This is a genomic window from Streptomyces sp. NPDC088197 (assembly GCF_044741185.1).
Classification (GTDB): Bacteria; Actinomycetota; Actinomycetes; order Streptomycetales; family Streptomycetaceae; genus Actinacidiphila.
On the sequence record NZ_JBIUSD010000016.1, the window covers coordinates 63,213 to 81,284 of the forward strand.

Annotated in this window: 15 protein-coding genes; 6 read left to right on the forward strand and 9 right to left on the reverse strand. The window is 72.1% G+C overall.

Annotation, left to right across the window (positions count from 1 at the left end; all coding sequences use genetic code 11):
* Positions 1–83 precede the first annotated feature (83 nt).
* Positions 84–1,742 (reverse strand): urocanate hydratase, encoded by a 1,659-nt coding sequence (hutU, locus tag ACIOC1_RS29555; protein WP_401856974.1) that lies wholly within the window; start codon positions 1,740–1,742, stop codon positions 84–86.
* Positions 1,743–1,915: 173 nt separating this feature from the next.
* Between hutU and ACIOC1_RS29560 the strand changes: the two genes are divergently transcribed.
* Positions 1,916–3,241 (forward strand): diaminopimelate decarboxylase, encoded by a 1,326-nt coding sequence (locus tag ACIOC1_RS29560; protein ID WP_401856976.1) that lies wholly within the window; start codon positions 1,916–1,918, stop codon positions 3,239–3,241.
* Between the two features lie 222 nt (positions 3,242–3,463).
* On the opposite strand, the gene ACIOC1_RS29565 is transcribed toward ACIOC1_RS29560, so the two are convergent.
* From ACIOC1_RS29565 to ACIOC1_RS29585, 5 genes are all read right to left on the reverse strand, one after another.
* Complete coding sequence (locus tag ACIOC1_RS29565; protein WP_401310213.1) at positions 3,464–4,060, reverse strand: hypothetical protein; 597 nt, start codon at positions 4,058–4,060, stop codon at positions 3,464–3,466.
* 240 nt (positions 4,061–4,300) lie between these two features.
* Positions 4,301–5,167 carry a MurR/RpiR family transcriptional regulator gene (locus ACIOC1_RS29570; protein WP_355347034.1) on the reverse strand — a complete coding sequence of 289 codons (867 nt, stop codon included), beginning with the start codon at positions 5,165–5,167 and terminating at the stop codon, positions 4,301–4,303.
* A gap of 132 nt (positions 5,168–5,299) precedes the next feature.
* Positions 5,300–6,193 (reverse strand): hypothetical protein, encoded by an 894-nt coding sequence (locus ACIOC1_RS29575; RefSeq protein ID WP_401856978.1) that lies wholly within the window; start codon positions 6,191–6,193, stop codon positions 5,300–5,302.
* 255 nt (positions 6,194–6,448) lie between these two features.
* Positions 6,449–8,605, reverse strand: a complete 2,157-nt coding sequence (locus ACIOC1_RS29580) for an MMPL family transporter (RefSeq protein ID WP_391162274.1) — start codon at positions 8,603–8,605, stop codon at positions 6,449–6,451.
* A 179-nt stretch (positions 8,606–8,784) separates the two neighbouring features.
* Positions 8,785–10,137 (reverse strand): AMP-binding protein, encoded by a 1,353-nt coding sequence (locus ACIOC1_RS29585; RefSeq protein ID WP_355346959.1) that lies wholly within the window; start codon positions 10,135–10,137, stop codon positions 8,785–8,787.
* 90 nt (positions 10,138–10,227) lie between these two features.
* Between ACIOC1_RS29585 and ACIOC1_RS29590 the strand changes: the two genes are divergently transcribed.
* Positions 10,228–10,653 carry a hypothetical protein gene (locus tag ACIOC1_RS29590; protein WP_355346956.1) on the forward strand — a complete coding sequence of 142 codons (426 nt, stop codon included), beginning with the start codon at positions 10,228–10,230 and terminating at the stop codon, positions 10,651–10,653.
* A gap of 397 nt (positions 10,654–11,050) precedes the next feature.
* On the opposite strand, the gene ACIOC1_RS29595 is transcribed toward ACIOC1_RS29590, so the two are convergent.
* Positions 11,051–12,439, reverse strand: coding sequence for a cystathionine beta-synthase (locus ACIOC1_RS29595; protein WP_355346953.1), 1,389 nt, complete (start codon positions 12,437–12,439; stop codon positions 11,051–11,053).
* Between the two features lie 256 nt (positions 12,440–12,695).
* Here ACIOC1_RS29595 and ACIOC1_RS29600 point away from each other — a divergent pair, with 256 nt between their 5' ends.
* The 3 genes from ACIOC1_RS29600 (at position 12,696) to ACIOC1_RS29610 (ending at position 16,234) form a co-directional block, all read left to right on the forward strand.
* Positions 12,696–13,748 (forward strand): SGNH/GDSL hydrolase family protein, encoded by a 1,053-nt coding sequence (locus ACIOC1_RS29600; RefSeq protein WP_355346950.1) that lies wholly within the window; start codon positions 12,696–12,698, stop codon positions 13,746–13,748.
* Between the two features lie 139 nt (positions 13,749–13,887).
* Positions 13,888–15,117 carry an acetyl-CoA C-acetyltransferase gene (locus ACIOC1_RS29605; RefSeq protein ID WP_355346947.1) on the forward strand — a complete coding sequence of 410 codons (1,230 nt, stop codon included), beginning with the start codon at positions 13,888–13,890 and terminating at the stop codon, positions 15,115–15,117.
* A 304-nt stretch (positions 15,118–15,421) separates the two neighbouring features.
* Entirely contained in the window at positions 15,422–16,234 is an 813-nt protein-coding gene (locus ACIOC1_RS29610) for a hypothetical protein (RefSeq protein WP_401856982.1), read from the forward strand.
* Positions 16,235–16,298: 64 nt separating this feature from the next.
* Here the strand turns inward: ACIOC1_RS29610 and ACIOC1_RS29615 are convergent, their stop codons facing one another.
* Positions 16,299–16,622 carry a hypothetical protein gene (locus tag ACIOC1_RS29615; protein ID WP_355346944.1) on the reverse strand — a complete coding sequence of 108 codons (324 nt, stop codon included), beginning with the start codon at positions 16,620–16,622 and terminating at the stop codon, positions 16,299–16,301.
* Positions 16,623–16,744: 122 nt separating this feature from the next.
* Between ACIOC1_RS29615 and ACIOC1_RS29620 the strand changes: the two genes are divergently transcribed.
* Positions 16,745–16,978 carry a DUF4287 domain-containing protein gene (locus ACIOC1_RS29620; protein ID WP_188285479.1) on the forward strand — a complete coding sequence of 78 codons (234 nt, stop codon included), beginning with the start codon at positions 16,745–16,747 and terminating at the stop codon, positions 16,976–16,978.
* Positions 16,979–17,076: 98 nt separating this feature from the next.
* On the opposite strand, the gene ACIOC1_RS29625 is transcribed toward ACIOC1_RS29620, so the two are convergent.
* Positions 17,077–17,979 (reverse strand): Bax inhibitor-1/YccA family protein, encoded by a 903-nt coding sequence (locus tag ACIOC1_RS29625; protein WP_355346941.1) that lies wholly within the window; start codon positions 17,977–17,979, stop codon positions 17,077–17,079.
* Positions 17,980–18,072 lie beyond the last annotated feature (93 nt).

Genomic DNA, 18,072 nt, shown 5'->3' on the forward strand with positions numbered 1-18,072 from the left:
GTTCTCCCCTGGCCCGCCCCTTCCCGGAACCGGGGGCTCGGCCCCTGGACCCCGCTCATCGAACGCCGAGGCTGAATTCGTGCTCATTCGGTCTCCCGCATCGGGACGCGCACGCCGCGCTCGGCGGCCACCTCGTCGGCGCGGTCGTAGCCCGCGTCGACGTGGCGGATGACGCCCATGCCGGGGTCGTTGGTGAGGACGCGGCGGATCTTCTCGGCGGCGAGGGGCGTGCCGTCGGCGACGGTGACCTGGCCGGCGTGGATGCTGCGGCCGATACCGACGCCGCCGCCGTGGTGGATGGAGACCCAGGAGGCGCCGGAGGCGACGTTGACCATGGCGTTGAGCAGCGGCCAGTCGGCGATGGCGTCGGAGCCGTCGAGCATGGCCTCGGTCTCGCGGTAGGGGGAGGCGACGGAACCGGCGTCGAGGTGGTCGCGGCCGATGACGACGGGGGCGGCGAGGGTGCCGTCGGCGACCATCTCGTTGAAGCGCTCGCCCGCGCGGTCGCGTTCGCCGTAGCCGAGCCAGCAGATGCGGGCGGGCAGGCCCTGGAACTGGACGCGTTCGCCCGCGAGGCGGATCCAGCGGGCCAGCGACTCGTTCTCGGGGAAGAGTTCGAGGATGGCCTTGTCGGTCTTGTGGATGTCGGACGCCTCGCCGGACAGCGCGGCCCAGCGGAAGGGGCCCTTGCCCTCGCAGAACAGCGGCCTGATGTAGGCGGGGACGAAGCCGGGGAAGGCGAAGGCCCGCTCGTACCCGGCGAGTTGGGCCTCGCCGCGGATGGAGTTGCCGTAGTCGAAGACCTCGGCGCCCGCGTCCTGGAAGCCGACCATGGCCTCGACGTGCGTGGCCATGGACTCGCGGGCCCGCTGGGTGAATTCGGCGGGCTTCTCGGCCGCGTAGGCGGCCATGTCGGAGAAGTCGATGCCGAGCGGGAGGTACGCGAGCGGGTCGTGGGCGGAGGTCTGGTCGGTGACGATGTCGATGGGGGCGCCCATGGCGAGCAGTTGGGGCACCAGTTCGGCGGCGTTGCCGAGGACGCCGATGGACAGCGGGCGGCGGGCGTCGCGGGCCTCGGTGGCCAGCCGCAGCGCGTGCTCCAGCGAGTCGGCCTTCACGTCGAGGTAGCGGTGCTCGATACGGCGGTCGATGGCGCGCGGGTCGACGTCGATGCAGAGCACGACGCCGCCGTTCATGGTGACGGCCAGCGGCTGGGCGCCGCCCATGCCGCCGAGTCCGGCGGTGAGGGTGATGGTCCCGGCGAGCGAGCCGCCGAAGCGCTTGGCGGCGACGGCGGCGAAGGTCTCGTAGGTGCCCTGGAGGATGCCCTGGGTGCCGATGTAGATCCACGAGCCGGCGGTCATCTGGCCGTACATGGTCAGGCCCAGCGCTTCGAGGCGGCGGAATTCCTCCCAGTTCGCCCAGTCGCCGACGAGGTTGGAGTTGGCGATGAGGACGCGCGGCGCCCACTCGTGGGTCTGCATGACGCCGACCGGGCGGCCGGACTGGACGAGCATCGTCTCGTCCTGCTTGAGGCCGCGCAGGGTGCGGACCATGGCGTCGAAGGAGTTCCAGTCGCGGGCGGCCTTGCCGGTGCCGCCGTAGACGACGAGCTTGTCGGGGTGCTCGGCGACCTCCGGGTCGAGGTTGTTCTGCAACATGCGCAGCGCGGCTTCCTGCTGCCAGCCCAGCGCGCTCAGTTCCGTACCGCGCGGTGCGCGTACCGGCCTCGGTCCCGTCATCGGTGCGGCCTCCTCGTCGTCGGCGCACCCGGTGTGGGTGCATCCATTCACATCCTGACTAGCTGAATAGCTCTAGTCAACAAGGTGCGGTCGCGCGGCCCCGGTGAGATCGGCGCGACCACTCCTTGAGCCGGGTTGGCGGGCGCGGGCGGGGAGGTGGTGGGATGGATGTCATGACGGATGAACTGGGAATACGGCGGGGGCACGCGCTGCGTGCCGCAGTGGAGCAGGGACTGGTCGGCGAGGCGGAGCCGGTCGTCGGTCTGCTGGACGTCACCGGCATCGAACGCTCGGCGACGGCGCTGCACGCCGCCTTCGCGACGCCGGGCGTGGCCGTCACCCACACCTTCGCCGTCAAGGCCGCCTCTCTCGTCCCGGTGCTCGCGCTGCTCGGCGAGTGCGGGCTCGGCGCGGAGGTCGCCAGCCCCGGCGAGCTGGCGCTGGCGCGCGCCGCGGGCATCCCGGCCGACCGGACCGTGCTGGACTCCCCCGCCAAGACCGTGGCGGAGCTGCGCGAGGCGCTGGAGCTGGGCATCGCCGTCAACGCGGACAATCCGCAGGAGCTGGCCAGAATCGACGCGCTGCGCCTGGCCGGGGCGGAGTCGGCCTCCCCCGTCGGGCTGCGGGTCAACCCGCAGGTGGGCGGCGGCACGATCGGCGCGATGAGCACCGCGACGGCCACCTCGAAGTTCGGCGTGGCGCTGCGCGACCCGGGCGCGGAGGAGTGGGTGCTGCGCGCGTACGCCGAGCGCCCCTGGCTCAACCGGCTGCACACCCACACCGGTTCGCAGGGTGTGCCGCTCGAACTGATGGCGGCGGGCGTGCGGGCCGCGTACGAGCTGGCCGAGCGGGTCAACGCGGCGGCCGGGCGGCAGCAGGTCAGCGTGCTCGACATCGGCGGCGGCCTGCCGGTGAACTTCCGCTCCGACGACGTCGCGCCGTCCTTCGCGGACTACGCGCGCGTGCTGCGCGCCGAGGTGCCCGGCCTCTTCGACGGGCGCTACGGCATCGTCACCGAGTTCGGGCGCTCGCTGCTGGCCAAGAACGGCACGGTGCTGGCGCGGGTGGAGTACGCCAAGTCCGCGGGCGGGCGGCCGATCGCGGTGACGCACGCGGGCGCGCAGGTGGCCACCCGTACCGTCTTCGTCCCCGAGGCGTGGCCGATACGGGTGCTGGCGCTGGACGGGAAGGGCCGCGAGAAGGACGGCGAGCCGGTCGTGCAGGACGTGGCGGGGCCGTGCTGCTTCGCGGGCGACCTGGTCGCGCAGGGCCGGGCGCTGCCGCTGCTGGACGCGGGTGATTTCGTCGCGCTGCTCGACACCGGCGCGTACTACTTCTCGAACCACTTCGCGTACAACTCGCTGCCCCGGCCCGCCGTCCACGGCTACACCGCGGACAGCACGGGCTCGGTCACCTTCGCTCAGGTCAGGACCGCCCAGACCCTGGACGACCTGGTCGCGGAGAGCGGCGGCGCCCTGCCGCCCCTGCGCCGGGGCTGACGGCGACGACCGGGCGGTCGCCTTCACTTAGCGCAGGGGCAGCCCGGTGCCGGGGCCGACCGCCGTCACACGGGTCAGCACCGCCCGGCGACAGCCACCGGGCGGCCGCCTTCACCTAGGTCAGGACCGCCCGGTGCCGGGCCGACCGCCGTCACCCGGCGGTCACCATCCCTCGGGTCAGGACCGCCCAGGGCGGCCACCCGGCGGTCACCATCCCTCGGCTCAGGACCGCCCGGCGCGCGGACGGGCCGGGCGCGCGGAGCGGCGGCGCGGCGCCGGGGCCGCGACGGGGTTGGCGGCGGTCACCGGGCCGCGGCGGCGACCGCCGCCGGGGGCCGCGTCGCCCGCGGCGATCCCGGTGAGCTGGTAGGCGGCGCCGTCGCCGTCCGGGCGGACCCACAGCAGGGCGTCCTGGGAACGCTCGATCCGGGCGATCCTGCGGGACTTGGCCCACAGCCCGGCGCCGATGCCGCCGAGCAGCATGCCGCCCGCGCAGGGCAGCGCGAGCGACGAGGCCGCGGCCACCACGAAGGCGGCGAGCAGCCACCACCTGCGGCGGCGCAGCCAGGCGCGGGCGGTGACCCTGCGGTCCTGGAGGAAGACGCTCTTCGCCGCCTTGGTCGCGGCGCTCGCCCGCTCGGCGTACCGGCCGCCGCGTACCGCGTAGGCGGTCACGGCGGCGACGATGAACGCCACCGCGCCCGCCATGACGCCGATCCGGCGTCCCGTCGGGCTGAAGGTCACCGCCGTGCCCGGCACGGCCGCGATCACCCCCGCCCACCACAGCCAGCACGCCGCCGCGCGCACCGTCACTGCCACCCGTGCCAATGTGTAGGCCCCGCGCACCACGTCGCGCCTCCTCCTTCGCTGCCGTCCTTCGCCACGGCATCACCCAGCAAGTGGTGGGGAGGGTACTCAGTGTTTCTCAGATTTTCGTTAAGAAGTGCGGCTTCCGGCCCGGAATCATGCGGATTCGCCGCGGGCGGGGCGACCCCGGACCCATGAGACGGCACCGGGCCCTGAGAACGGCACCAGGCCATCAGAACGGCGCCCGAGGCGCTACTCGGTGAAGACGCCCCGCGCCGCCGCCCGGGCGTCGAATTCCTCCAGGCGCGCCTGGGCGTCGGGGAGGGCGTCGCACATGGACTCCAGGAGGACGCGGCCGAGGAGCATGGGGGCGCAGGCGGTGTCGAAGGCGAGGCCGGTGCCGACGGCGGCGGGGAGGAGGAGGTCGGTGTGGGCGGCGACGGGGGCGAAGGCGCTGTCGGCGACGGTGACGACGGTCAGGCCGGCCGCGCGGGCGTGGGCGAGGGCGTCGACGACCTCACGGGGGTGGCGGGGCAGCGCGAAGCACAGGAGGGCGGTGGCTCCGGCGCGCACGGCCGCGTCGAGCCGGTCGGCGAGCATCGTGCCGCCCTCGTCGAGGAGCCGCACGTCGGGGTGGACCTTGGCGGCGAAGTACGCGAAGCCGCGGGCCTGGGCGCCGGCCGCGCGCAGGCCGAGGACCGGGAGCGGCCGGGACGCGGCGAGTACGGCGCCCGCGCGGGTGGCGGGCCCGGTGTCGCCGAGCAGTTCCGCGAGGTGCCGCAGATTCTCGATCTCGGCGTGCACGGCCTGCTGGTACTCGTTGTACGCGGCCGTCTCCGGCTCCGCGGGCGCGGGCGCGACCTCGCGCAGGTGGCGGCGGAGCGCCGGGTAGCCGTCGAAGCCGAGGGCGACGGCGAAACGGGTGACCGACGGCTGGCTGACGCCCGCCAGTTCCGCCACCTCCACGCTGGACAGGTACGGCGCCTGCGCGGCCTTACGCACCAGGCAGTGCGCGATCCGCCGCTGGGTGGGCGTGAGGCGGTGCGCCTCGAAGAGTTTCAGCAGCCGGGCCGAGGCGCCGCCCGCCGCGTCCCGCGCCGCCGCGTCGCCGCCCGTCACCACGTCGCTCTCCGTCACCGCACCGGCCCTTCGCCGTCCCCGACCTTCGCCGCCCAGCCCATCGTGACCCCGTCCACCGGCTCTTATTCACTGGGACAAGACTCTGCATGACGATATGCAGTCCGGGCAAGGCTACGGTGCCTGGGCGCCCGGCAGGTCGCGGTTCTCCTCGACCCGCAGGGGGCGCTCCTCGGTTCGGTGCGGGCGCTCTTCGGCCCGGAGGGGGTGCTCCTCGGCCCGGAGGGGGTGCTCCTCGACCCGGCGGGAGTGCTCCTCGGCGACGGAGCTGCGGATCACGCGCGAGGCCGACAGCGCGTGGCGGCGGTGGACGACGGCCAGGACGATCGCGGTGGCGATGGCGATCAGGTGCTCGCGGCCCGCCAGATTCGGCTTGATGACGGACTCCATGACCATGGAGCCGCCGGTGAAGAAGAAGACGATGGGCGCGCGCTGCGTGATCGACAGATACGTGAAGAGCCCGACGACGGCGGCCGACGGCCCGGTGTCGAGGATCGCCCCGGCGTCGGGCGGCAGCCCGAGCCCCCACCAGCCGGTGCCCATCGCGATCATGGCGCGCGCCATCAGGGTGCCGACCAGCGTCGTGGTGTACGCGATCACCAGCGTCCTGGCCCGCCCGAGTACCAGCTCGGCGAGCGCGAAGGCGAGGAAGAGTTGCGTCATGCCCGCCCACACGGGCAGGTCGAGCGCGGGGACGTACAGCGAGACCGGTGTACGCAACAGGGCCAGCGGCAGCGGCAGATCGGCGTAGACACCGCCGACCACGCGCACCACGGTCGCGCCCGCCCTGCTCTGCGCTATCCCGTGGAAGAAGATCACCCCGAGCCCGGCGAGGAACGCCAGGGACAGTCCGGGCAGCCCGCGGCGCAGCAGCTCACGCACCGGCGCGACGACGATCCCCTGCCACTCGCCGCGCACGGTCCGCCAGATCAGCCGCAGGGCTCCCCGCAGTGCCGTCCCCACCCGCTCCGCGGCGCCCCGACTCCCCTCGCGGACCTTGCCCGGCACCCGACACCGCCCCCTCTCCCGCTCCCAAACTCCGCCCACAAGCGTATAGACGCGTCTATCCGCCGGACATCCGCCCCATGCGGACCATGACGTAGGACGCCGTCAGGGTTTGCGAGGTTTACCCACCCGCGTCCTCGACCGGCACGGCGAAGGGGCCGGGCAGGCGGTGAACACCTGCCCGGCCCCTTCAGAAGCCGGAGCGAGTCGGACATAAAGGACGAATGGTGCGGACCGAGCGGACCGCACCGCGCGGGGTCAGCGGTGGCCGGACTCGTCCAGTTCGCGCTCGGGAGCGGGACCGCCGGGTGCGGCCGCGCGGGTGCGGTCGGCGTGGCCGGGCCACCAGGCCGCGTGCCCCATCAGGGCGGTGAGGCTGGGGGTGAAGAACATGGCCATGACGAAGGCGGCGACGATGATGCCGAAGGCCACGGCGAAGCCCATCTGGGTCAGGAAGGCGTTGCCGGAGAGCATCAGGGTCGCGAAGGTCGCGGCCAGGATGAATCCCGCGGCGCCGATCGTCGGACCCGCGTGCCGCAGCGCCATGCTGGCGGCCTCGCGTGGCTCGCGGCCTTCCTGCGCCTCCTCCCGCAACCGGGCGATCATGAGGATGTTGTAGTCGGTGCCGATGGCGACGACGAACAGATACATGATGATCGGCAGCAGGAAGATCAGCCCGTCGCCGCGGCCGAAGATGAGCACGGTCGCGCCGAGGGTGGCGCCGAAGCCGAGGGCGACGGACGCGATGAGGTACCAGGGCGCCACGACGCTGCGCAGCAGCAGTCCCAGGATGATCATGATGAGGATCGCGGCGACCGGGAAGACCGTCTTGTAGTCGTGGTTCACCGCCGCGTTGATGTCCTTGAAGATCGAGGACGAGCCGCCGACGAGGGCCTCGGTGCCGGGCGGGGCGTTGTCGTGCGCGACCGTGCGCACATCACCCACCGCGGCGATCGCCTTGTCGCTGGCCGACTCGTACTTCAGGGTCACCGTGAAGTTCGCGGTGGTGCCGTCCTTGTTGAGGTCGTTCTTCTGGTCGAAGGAGACGTCCGCGACGCCGTCGACCTTCTTCAGCTTGTCGGCGTACGCGGTGTAGTCGACCGAGCCCAGCGGCTTGTTCGAGGTGCTGGTGAGGAAGACCGAGGTCGGCTCCGCCGCACCGGCCGAGTACGCCTTCTGGAGGGTGTCCTGGACGACCATCGACTCCTTGGTCTTCGGGATCGACCCGGACGCCAGGTCGTAGGACGCCTTGTAGCCGAGGGTGCCGAGCGCGAGCAGCAGCATGACGAGACCGGAGACGATCGCCACCATGCCGGACCTGCGGCCGACGACCCGGCCGATGGCCGCGAAGCGCGCGTCGGAGGGCTCCTGCTGCCACTTCTTGCCGGGCCAGAACAGGGCGCGCGGCGGGATCAGCGAGCAGATCGCGGGGAAGAGCGTGAGGCCCGCGATCAGGGTGACGGCGACCAGGATGGCCAGCGCCGGGCCGAGCTGGGTGAGGAAGCCCAGGGTGGACAGCGCCAGCGCCAGAAAGGAGATGATGACCGCGCCCGCCGCCGAGGCGATGGCCTCGCCGACGCGGGTGACGCTGTTGATCATCGCTTCCTTGGGTTCGTCACCCGCCCGCAGCCGTTCTCGGTAGCGGAACATCAGGAAGAGGAAGTAGTCGGTGCCGACGCCGAGGACGACCACGATCAGCAGCGCCGAGATGGAGCTGTTGGCCTGGAGTCCGAAGATCTTGGTGGCGTCCGCGATCAGCGCGTTGGCGACGGTGAAGACGACGCCGGTCAGGATGACCAGCGGCATGATCGCGATGAGCGGCGATCTGAAGATGATCGCCAGCGTGATGATGATGATCAGCAGGGAGCCGACGAGCGCCACGGCGTCCGACGTCTTGCCCGCGTCCTGCTGGTCGAGGGCCTGGGCCGCCTGCCCGCCGACCTGCACCTTCAGATCGGTGCCCTTGGCGAGCGCCGTGGAGTCGTCACGCAGCGCCTTGGCCGCGTCGGCCTGTTTGGGCTGACCGGCCGTCTCCTTGTTCATCTGGACCAGCGCGGTCTGGTACTTGCCGTCCTTGGACGCGCTGCCCTCGACGACCTTCTGGACCTGGTCGATCTTCTTCTTGCCCAGCTCGTCGGTGATCTTGGTGATCTCCGACTTGTCGGCGTCGGTCAGCGCCGCGCCGTCCGTGCGCTGGTAGAGGACGATCGCGGCCGGGGTGAAGGCGGCGGGGAACGCCTTCTCCTGGACGTCCATCGCCTTGATCGACTCGTAACTGCTGGGCAGGAAGCTGCTCTCGTCGCTGTTGGACGGGAGACTCGGTGCGGTGGCGATGATCGCGACGGCGGCGATCAGCCACGCGACGATCGTCCATACGGGATGGCGGACGACGGTGCGTCCGATGCGGTGGAACATGCGGTGCTGCCTCCATGGCAGGGCGTATCACCGCCACCCTTTGGAGCGGGGCCCGGGTATCGGCGACCCGGGCGGCGTGTACCGGCCGCCCGGTGGTGTGCAAGGGGGTGGACTTATAGGCCAGGAGCCTACTTGCCGCCCGGCAAGCGGCAACTCCGACCCCCGTATCCCTACCTTTTTCATACGGGCGGCAGCAACTTCTTTTGCGGCTTCCCCATCGCGTTGCGCGGCAGTTCAGGCAGGAAACGGACCATTCTGGGCCGCTTGTGGACCGACAGCCGGGTGGCCACGTAGTCCGTCAGTTCGGCCGCCGTCACCCCGTCCGCGACGACGTACGCGACGATCTGCTGGCCGAGGTCCGCGTGCGGCGCGCCGACGACGGCGGCCTCCCGTACCGCCGGGTGGTCGAGCAGCGCGTTCTCCACCTCGCCCGCGCCGATCCGGTAACCGCCGGACTTGATCAGGTCGGTGGAGGCCCGGCCGACGATCCGGTGCGTGCCGTCCTCGTCCACGCTCGCGATGTCGCCGGTACGGAACCAGCCGTCGGCGGTGTACGAGGCCGCCGTCGCCTCGGGCCGCCCGAGGTAGCCGTCGAAGAGGGTGGGCCCGGTGAGCTGCAACTCGCCGACGCCGTCGGCGGATTCGGCGATCCGGGTACGGATGCCGGGCAGCGGGGTGCCGACCGCGCCGGGACGCCGCTCCCCCGCGGCCCGCGCGCTCAGGGTGATCAGCGTCTCGGTCATGCCGTACCGCTCCACCGGGGCCTGGCCGGTGAGCGCCAGCAGGTCGCGGAAGACGGGCGCGGGCAGCGGCGCGCTGCCGGAGACCAGCAGCCGGGCCCCGGACAGCGCGCGGGCGGCGGCCTCGTCCCGCACCACCCGGTGCCAGACGGTCGGCACGCCGAAGTAGAGGCTGCCGCCCGCCGCCGCGTACGCCTGCGGGGTCGGCCGTCCGGTGTGCACCAGGCGGCTGCCGGTGCGCAGCGCGCCGAGCACGCCGAGGACCAGGCCGTGCACATGGAAGAGCGGCAGGCCGTGCACCAGGGTGTCGTCGGCGGTCCACTGCCAGGCGGCGGCCAGCGCGTCCAGGTCGGCGGCGACGGCGGCCCGTGAGATCAGTACGCCCTTGGGCGGGCCCGTGGTGCCGGAGGTGTAGAGGATCAGGGCCGGCCCCGGCGCGGGCGTCCCGGTGAAGTCGGCGCGCTCGGCGAAGTCCACCGGCAGCGTCCGGGCGCCGGAGTCGCGCAGGACGTGCTCGCGCTCGGCCGGGCCCGCGTCCGGCGCGAGCGGCACCACCGGCACCCCGGCGAGCAGCCCGCCGACCACGGCCGCCACCGTCTCCAGCGACGCCGTCGCCTCCACGACGAAGGCCCCGGTCCCGGCCGCCCGCCGCGCGACCGCGCCCGCGGCGCCCAGCAGTTCCTCGTACGAACAGGACCGGCCGTCCACGGTCAGCGCGTCCGCCCGGTCCCGGCCCTCGTACAGCGCCGTGAGCAGGGGGACGGCGGGCGGCTGCGGGACGGGGGAAGGCATACGGGAATCTCCTCGCGGACGGCTGGCCCCCGGCGCATTCGGGGGCTAACCCCAGTGTCGCCCACCCCCCGCTGTCCGTACGGTGTCCGCATGGACGCCCGCGACCCGGAACTCAACAAGGAACTCTCCGCCACCTTGCAGGCACGCAAGGACCTCGGAGCGGAGTACGAGTCGGAGCTGGTCGACTCGTTCATGGAGAAGGTGACAGAGCGCGTCGACAGCCGCGTGGAGCAGCGCGTACGGCGTGAGCTGGCGCAGCAGCAGACGTCGTACGCCCGCGCCGACCGCCGCCCGATCGGGCCCCCGCAGCCCAGCGCGCGCTTCGCCCGCTACGGCTTCGCCGGGTTCACGATGATCGCCGCCATCCCGCTGTCCGCGATCGGCGCGGTCAACGCCGGTACGGCGGGCCTGTTCATCACCTGGGCGGGCATCGTGGGCGTGAACGTCGCCCAGGGCCTGAGCAGCTTCCTGGTCCCGCGCTCGAAGCGCGACGACGACAAGGACGATTGGGCCTAGGGCCGGACAGGCCCTGGCCGGCCGGGCCCCGCGCCGAAGAACCCGCACCCGTACGGTGCGCCCTCGCGATCGGGCCGGCGAAAGAGTTAGCGCGGGAACCGCCGCACCCCCGGAACAAGGCCGGAGGGCGGGACGACGGCGGTTCCCGCGGTGGACGCGGGCTGGGTCAGGGCCGAGCACTCGCGTCCAAGGGTCACCATGGAGTCCGGGAGCCGCTCCGGAAGTCCTTGGCGCCACATTCAGTTGTGCCGACCGGCCGGTGTCCCGTGCCTTTCGACATCCCCTAATGTGCCGGACGCTTGTTAAGCCCGTGCTGCGCGGACGTGTCGCGGGTGTACCAGTTCCGCGAATCCCCGCCCGCGCCGCGGACACCCGCCGCACACGGCCCCCCGGCGGCTCAGACGCCGCTGTGCCCGGCCAGGAAGGTGAGCAGGTCCTGCCTGCTCACGACGCCGGTCGGCTTGCCCTCCACCAGCACGATCGCGGCGTCGGCGCTCTCCAGCACCGTCATCAGATCGGCGACCGGCTCGCCCGAGCCGACCTGCGGCAGCGGCGCGGACAGGTGCTTGTCCAGCGGGTCCTCCAGCGTGGCGCGCTTGGTGAACAGCGCGTGCAGCAGGTCGCGTTCCACGACGGAGCCGATCACCTCGGCGGCCATCACGTCCGGGTGCCCGGCGCCGGGCTTGACGACGGGCATCTGCGAGACGCCGTACTCGCGCAGCACCTCGATGGCCTGGCCGACCGTCTCGTCCGGGTGCATGTGGACGAGCTGCGGCAGCCCGCCGTCCTTGTGCGCGAGGACGTCGGCGATCCGCTGGTTGCCGCCGCTCTCGTCGAGGAAGCCGTGCGAGCTCATCCACTCGTCGCTGAAGATCTTGGAGAGGTAGCCGCGCCCGCTGTCCGGCAGCAGGACGACGACCACGTCGTCGGGGCCGAGCCGCTTGGCGACCTCCAGCGCGGCGACGACCGCCATCCCGCAGGAGCCGCCGACCAGCAGGCCCTCCTCCTTGGCCAGGCGGCGCGTCATCTGGAAGGAGTCCTTGTCGGAGACGGCGACGATCTCGTCGGCCACCTCACGGTCGTACGCGGTCGGCCAGAAGTCCTCGCCGACGCCCTCGACCAGGTAGGGCCGCCCGGAGCCGCCGCTGTAGACCGAACCCTCGGGGTCGGCGCCGACCACCTGGACGCGGCCTTCGCTGGCGTCCTTCAGATAGCGCCCGGTGCCGGAGATGGTGCCGCCGGTGCCGACGCCCGCGACGAAGTGGGTGATCCGCCCCTCGGTCTGCTCCCACAGCTCGGGGCCGGTGGAGTGGTAGTGCGACAGCGGGTTGTTCGGGTTGCTGTACTGGTCCGGCTTCCACGCGTTGGGCGTCTCGCGGACCAGCCGGTCGGACACGTTGTAGTACGAGTCCGGGTGACTGGGATCGACGGCCGTCGGGCAGACGACGACCTCGGCGCCGTACGCCCGCATGACGTTGATCTTGTCGGTGGAGACCTTGTCGGGGCAGACGAAGACGCAGTGGTAGCCCTTCTGCTGCGCGACGATGGCCAGGCCCACGCCGGTGTTGCCCGAGGTGGGCTCCACGATGGTGCCGCCGGGCTTGAGATCGCCGCTGCGTTCCGCGGCCTCGATCATGCGCAGCGCGATGCGGTCCTTCACCGAACCGCCGGGGTTGAAGTATTCGACCTTGGCCAGGACGGTCGCCTGGATCCCCTCGGTCACGCTGTTGAGCCTCACCAGCGGGGTATTGCCCACGAGGCTGATCATCGAGTCGTGAAACTGCACCGTATGTCTCCGGGTTCTCCGTGATGGTGGGGCCAAGCCTAGGGCGTGTCCGCAAGGTCTCGTCTGGCTGGCGGCGCCTGGCGGGCAGGTCCAGGACGGGGGAAGCGAACCGCGGGCGAAACGTGGACGACGCGGACAGCGTTGACGTTGCTGATGGTCCCTGACGGGGCACCAGGTTCATGTACCAAGTAACCAGGACCGATACGCGTGCGTACACGCAGTAGGCCGGTGGAGTCAGTGGGAGGTGACCGGCTCGATGTCGAGGGCGAGGGTGGCACGGCGGATCGCGACGGCGGCGGCGTTCGGAGGCGGCGGCATCAGCCTGCTGGGCGGGGCCGCGATCGGGGTGCTGCTGACCGAGGCGCGGCTGGCCAAGCGGATGGTCGGCGGATCCGGCGCGGTCGCGCCGCGGGCGGACGGGAGGTACGGCTCCGCGTTCGCGCACCGGACCGGCGAGACGCCGCTGCGATTGGGCTTCCTGGGTGATTCCACGGCGGCGGGTCAGGGCGTGCGCCGGGCCAGGGAGACGCCGGGCGCGCTGCTGGCCTCCGGGCTCGCCGCGGTCGCCGAGCGGCCGGTGCAGTTGGTGAACGTGGCGCTGCCCGGCGCGCAGTCGGACGACCTGGCCCGTCAGGTGACGCTGCTGCTGGAGTCGGGCGCTCCGGTGCCCGAGGTCGTGGTGATCATGATCGGCGCCAACGACGTGACGCACCGGATGCCGTTGGCCACCTCGGTCCGGCTGCTGTCGGACGCGGTACGGCGGCTGCGCGAGGCGGAGTGCGAGGTGGTCGTGGGCACCTGTCCCGACCTGGGCTCGGTCGAGCCGGTCTACCAGCCGCTGCGCTATCTGGCCCGCCGGATGAGCCGCCAGCTCGCCGCCGCGCAGACCATCGCGGTGGTGGGCCTGGGCGGCCGTACGGTGTCGCTGGGCGCGCTGCTCGGCCCGGAGTTCGAGGCCAGGCCGCGCGAGCTGTTCGGCCCCGACAACTTCCACCCGTCGGCGGAGGGCTACGCGACGGCCGCCATGGCCGTACTGCCGACGTTGTGCGCGGCGCTGGGGCTGTGGCCGGACACCGACGACGAGCGGCCGGACGCGCGCCGCGGCGAGGGCTTCCTGCCGGTGGCCCAGGCGGCGGCCGAGGCGGCCTCCGAGGGCGGTACGGAGGTCACGGCGGCACGGGGCGCGGTGTCCGGTCCCCGCGGGCGCTGGGCGCTGATCAAGCGGCGCAGGCGGCGCGGACTGCCGGCGGAGGACGAGCGGCACCCGGAGGCGGCGGCCGAAGGGGTGGGAACGGGCGGAGCCGGGTAGGACCAGCCACGGAGCGGGGTAAGCAAGCGCTCAGAAAGAGGCCCGCATCACAGGCGGTCTCTGATGACTCGCTGCGCTACGTGGCGGTAGCTTCCCCAGGAGTCCCGAGAATCCCGCAGCCTCGACGAGGAGTGTCGCGATGCCAGAAGCCGTCATCGTCTCTGCCGCCCGTTCGCCCATCGGGCGCGCCTTCAAGGGGTCGCTGAAGGAGCTGCGTCCCGACGACCTGGCCGCCACGATCATCAGGACCGCGCTGGACAAAGTCCCGCAGCTCGACCCGCGCCAGATCGACGACCTGATGCTGGGCTGCGGTCTGCCCGGCGGCGAGCAGGGCTTCAACATGGGCCGGATCGTGGCCGTGCGGATGGGCATGGACCACCTGCCGGGCTGTACGGTCACCCGCTACTGCTCCTCGTCGCTCCAGACCACGCGGATGGCGCTGCACGCCATCAAGGCCGGCGAGGGCGACGTCTTCGTCTCGGCGGGCGTCGAGATGGTCTCGCGCTTCGCGAAGGGCAACTCCGACAGCCTGCCCGACACGATGAACCCGGTCTTCGACGAGGCCAGGGCCCGTACGCAGCAGCGCGCCGAGCAGGGCAGCGCCGAGCTGGGCGACTGGCACGACCCGCGTGAGGACGGCGCGGTGCCGGACGCGTACATCGCGATGGGGCAGACGGCGGAGAATCTGGCCCAGCTCAAGGGGATCACCCGGGAGGACCAGGACGAGTTCGGCGTGCGGTCGCAGAATCTGGCCGAGGAAGCGCTGAAGAACGGCTTCTGGGAGCGCGAGATCACGCCCGTCACGCTGCCCGACGGCACCGTGGTGTCCAAGGACGACGGTCCGCGGGCCGGGGTGACGCTGGAGGGCGTACGGGGCCTCAAGCCGGTCTTCCGCCCCGACGGCACGGTCACCGCGGGCAACTGCTGCCCGCTCAACGACGGCGCCGCCGCGCTGGTCGTGATGTCCGACACCAAGGCGCGCGAGCTGGGCATCACGCCGCTGGCCCGCGTGGTCTCCACCGGCGTGTCCGGGCTCTCCCCCGAGATCATGGGCTACGGCCCGGTCGAGGCGTCCCGGCAGGCGCTGTCGCGCGCGGGCCTGTCGGTCGGCGACATCGACCTGGTCGAGATCAACGAGGCGTTCGCGGCGCAGGTCATCCCGTCCTACCGCGACCTGGGCATCGACCTGGACCGGCTGAACGTCAACGGCGGCGCCATCGCCGTCGGCCACCCCTTCGGCATGACCGGCGCCCGCATCACCGGCACCCTCATCAACAGCCTCCAGTTCCACGACAAGCAGTTCGGCCTGGAGACGATGTGCGTCGGCGGCGGCCAGGGCATGGCGATGGTCATCGAGAGGCTGTCGTAACGCGCCGTCGAAGCCCGTCATCCGGCCATTTTGTGACCTTCCGTGATCACTCGGCTTCGTAACGCACAGTTGTGACGTAAGTCGCAATCAAATCGCCCCCAGGATGTGATTTTTCCTGGGGGCGATGCGTTTTCGCAGGTCAGAACGGTCATACCCGGATGGCCTAGGACGACAGACCCGGCCAATTCGTGACTTTCCGCACTGCAAAGGCCAGGGGTTTACCGGCAGAGTGTTGGGAGGGGAAAGTTTCACCCACCGCTTCGGTGGGCATTGCTCGGGTCGCGCGTCAGTCGGGAGAACGTCAGTGAGCGCCAACTTCACCGTCCTGCTGGTCGCCGCGGGTATCGCCGTGGCCGCGGGTTCCGCCGCCCTGCTCTCCGCTCGTGGCATGCGCCGCGAGCTGTCCGCCCTGCGTCAGGACCTCGCCGGTCTGAGTGTGCCCGGACCGCGCGCCTCCGCCGGGGACATCAGGTCCGCCGTCGCCGACGCGCTCGCCGACGAGCGGGAGCGGGAGCTGGCCGAGGCCCGTGCCTTCTGGGCCGAGCAGGAGGCCCGCGAGACCGCCACCGACGGCACCTTCTTCCGCGGCGGCGCCTACGGCGCCGGCGCCGAGGGTCCCGCGGCCGGTGACTACGAGGTCCCGCCGGTGCTTCCCTACCTGCCCCGTCAGGCCGACCTCGCGGGCCTCGAGGCGGCCGGAATCGAGACGGGCGGCCTCGAAGCGGCCCACGAGCCCGAGGCGTCGGAGGCGACCCTCCCGCTGCCCGGCACCTTCCCGCACCCCTCGGGTCCCGACTACGCGCCGTCCCCGGTCGTCGCGTCCCAGGACCAGACCGCCGAGCGCCTCGCCGACCTCGCCGACGGCCGCGTCCCGCTGACCGACGTGCGCCCCGGACCGCTCGGCACCCTCGACGTGTACGTCTTCGCCGACGGCACCACCTTGTGCATGACCCCCGGCCACCGCGAGACCGCGGTACAGCTCTCCGACGCCCTCGACCGCGGCGAGGTGCCCGTGCTGCGCGGCGGCTCCGCGATAGCGGGCGCGTACGCGCTCACCTTCGCGTACGGCGACGAGAGCGTGTACGTACTGGCCGACCGGGTCGTGGCCTCGCTCTGAGGCGAACTCACTCCGGGGCCGGACTCACTCCAGCGCGGGACGCCGGTTTCCGGCCCTGACCGGCTCAGCCGATCGCCTTCGCCGCCGCCGACACCCGCTGGAGGGCCGCGGCGCACACCTCCGCCGTACCCGCCGGGTCGGCTTCCAGGGCCGCCGCCAAGTCATTGCCCGCGACGGCCAGTTGATCACCGACGGTGAAGACGCCGTCGTCGGGCAGCTCGTACGGCTCCCGGCCGGGGAACTCCAGCGCCTGCGCCTGCCGCGCCAACCACCGTGCCAGCGCGAGCCCTTCGGCCGCCGCGCCCGCCTGGAGGCGGCGCTGCGGAAGCGCCCGCAGCCGTCCCGCGAGGCGTTCGACGGAGGGGCGCAGAGGAGTGCGATCGGCCATGGTCGTGACCCTACCGGCGCGCGCGGACCGGCATCGCACCCATATCCGCACGTCCGGGGTGGTTGCCAACGGGGGAAGGCTCGGGCACGGTGGGGTAACCGGACCACCTACCGGAGGCGCCGATGTCCCAAACGCACTTCTCCGCCGAGACCCACCGCAATCTGCTGGACCGCATCCCGCACTGCACAGGCCGCGAGGTCAGCGACTGGCTGAGAGACCTCGCCGACGGCCCTTCGTTCTTCCGCTTCGACGACAAGGTGAGCTGGCTGCGCAGCGAGCACGCCCTCTCCTACGGCCACGCGAAGGCCCTCGTCCACGAGTACGACCTGCGGCGGGCCGCACGCAATCTGATGTAGCGCCCGCCAGGCCCCGCCCCCTCCCTCCACAGACACCGACGGGCCGCCGGGAAGCGACGCTTCCGGGCGGCCCGTCGCGATGACGCGGACCGTGTGCGCTAGTCGCGCAGGATCGAGAGCAGCCGCAGGATCTCCAGGTAGATCCAGACCAGCGAGACGGTCAGGCCGAAGGCCGCGAACCACGACTCGTTCTGCGGGGCGCCGAAGCGGATGCCGTCCTCGACCTGCTTGAAGTCCAGGGAGAGGAAGAAGGCGCCGAGGCCGATGCCCAGCAGGCAGAAGACGATGCCCAGCGGGCCGGTGGTCAGGCCCAGGCCGTTGCCGCTGCCGAAGGCGTAGAACAGCAGGTTGACCACCATCGCCAGCAGGAAGCCGACCGCGATGGCCATGCCGATCCGCGCGTAGCGGGCGGTGACCCGGATCAGCCGGGTCTTGTACGCGAACAGCATGCCCGCGAAGACCGCCATGGTGCCGAGCACGGCCTGGACGGGCGCGCCCTGCCACCGCTCGTTGTACATGTTGCTGATCACGCCGAGGAAGACGCCCTCGAAGATCGCGTACCCCAGGATCAGGGCCGGCATCGGGGTGCGCTTGAACGACTGGACCATCGCCAGCACGAACGCGATCAGCGCCGCGCCGATGGCCAGGCCGTAGCTGTCGGGCAGCGCGAACCAGCCGAGGATCGCGCCGAGCACGACCACGCCGAGCGTCATCGCGGTCCGCATGACGACGTCGTCGATCGTCATCCGGCCGGTCTGCGCCGGACCCGCGGCGGGACCGGCGTACATCTCCTCCATCTGCTCGGGGGTGAGGGGCTGCCCGTCGGCCGCGTACGGGTTCCCGCCCTGTTGGGGCTGGGCGGCATACGGGTTCCCCGCTGGCTGCCCGTAAGGGTTTCCGCCCTGCTGCCGGGCACCCTGGGCGCCCTGCGCACCGAATCCGGCGTACGAGTCCCCGCGGGTGAATCCCCGCCGGGAGAAGACCGGGTTGCTGCTCCTCATTTCACTCCTCCAAGACCGCGTGCTGCGGCTCCGCTTGCGTCAAGAGTAATGGCTTGGCAAAAAGCCGAGCTACGCCTGGAGGAGGATCTTCCC

Coding starts and splice junctions, on each gene's coding strand:
- hutU (WP_401856974.1), bottom strand. CDS start 1,742: ATGACGGGACCGAGGCCGGTACGCGCACCGCGCGGTACGGAACTGAGC.
- ACIOC1_RS29560 (WP_401856976.1), top strand. CDS start 1,916: ATGACGGATGAACTGGGAATACGGCGGGGGCACGCGCTGCGTGCCGCA.
- ACIOC1_RS29580 (WP_391162274.1), bottom strand. CDS start 8,605: ATGTTCCACCGCATCGGACGCACCGTCGTCCGCCATCCCGTATGGACG.
- ACIOC1_RS29585 (WP_355346959.1), bottom strand. CDS start 10,137: ATGCCTTCCCCCGTCCCGCAGCCGCCCGCCGTCCCCCTGCTCACGGCG.
- ACIOC1_RS29590 (WP_355346956.1), top strand. CDS start 10,228: ATGGACGCCCGCGACCCGGAACTCAACAAGGAACTCTCCGCCACCTTG.
- ACIOC1_RS29600 (WP_355346950.1), top strand. CDS start 12,696: ATGTCGAGGGCGAGGGTGGCACGGCGGATCGCGACGGCGGCGGCGTTC.
- ACIOC1_RS29605 (WP_355346947.1), top strand. CDS start 13,888: ATGCCAGAAGCCGTCATCGTCTCTGCCGCCCGTTCGCCCATCGGGCGC.
- ACIOC1_RS29615 (WP_355346944.1), bottom strand. CDS start 16,622: ATGGCCGATCGCACTCCTCTGCGCCCCTCCGTCGAACGCCTCGCGGGA.
- ACIOC1_RS29620 (WP_188285479.1), top strand. CDS start 16,745: ATGTCCCAAACGCACTTCTCCGCCGAGACCCACCGCAATCTGCTGGAC.
- ACIOC1_RS29625 (WP_355346941.1), bottom strand. CDS start 17,979: ATGAGGAGCAGCAACCCGGTCTTCTCCCGGCGGGGATTCACCCGCGGG.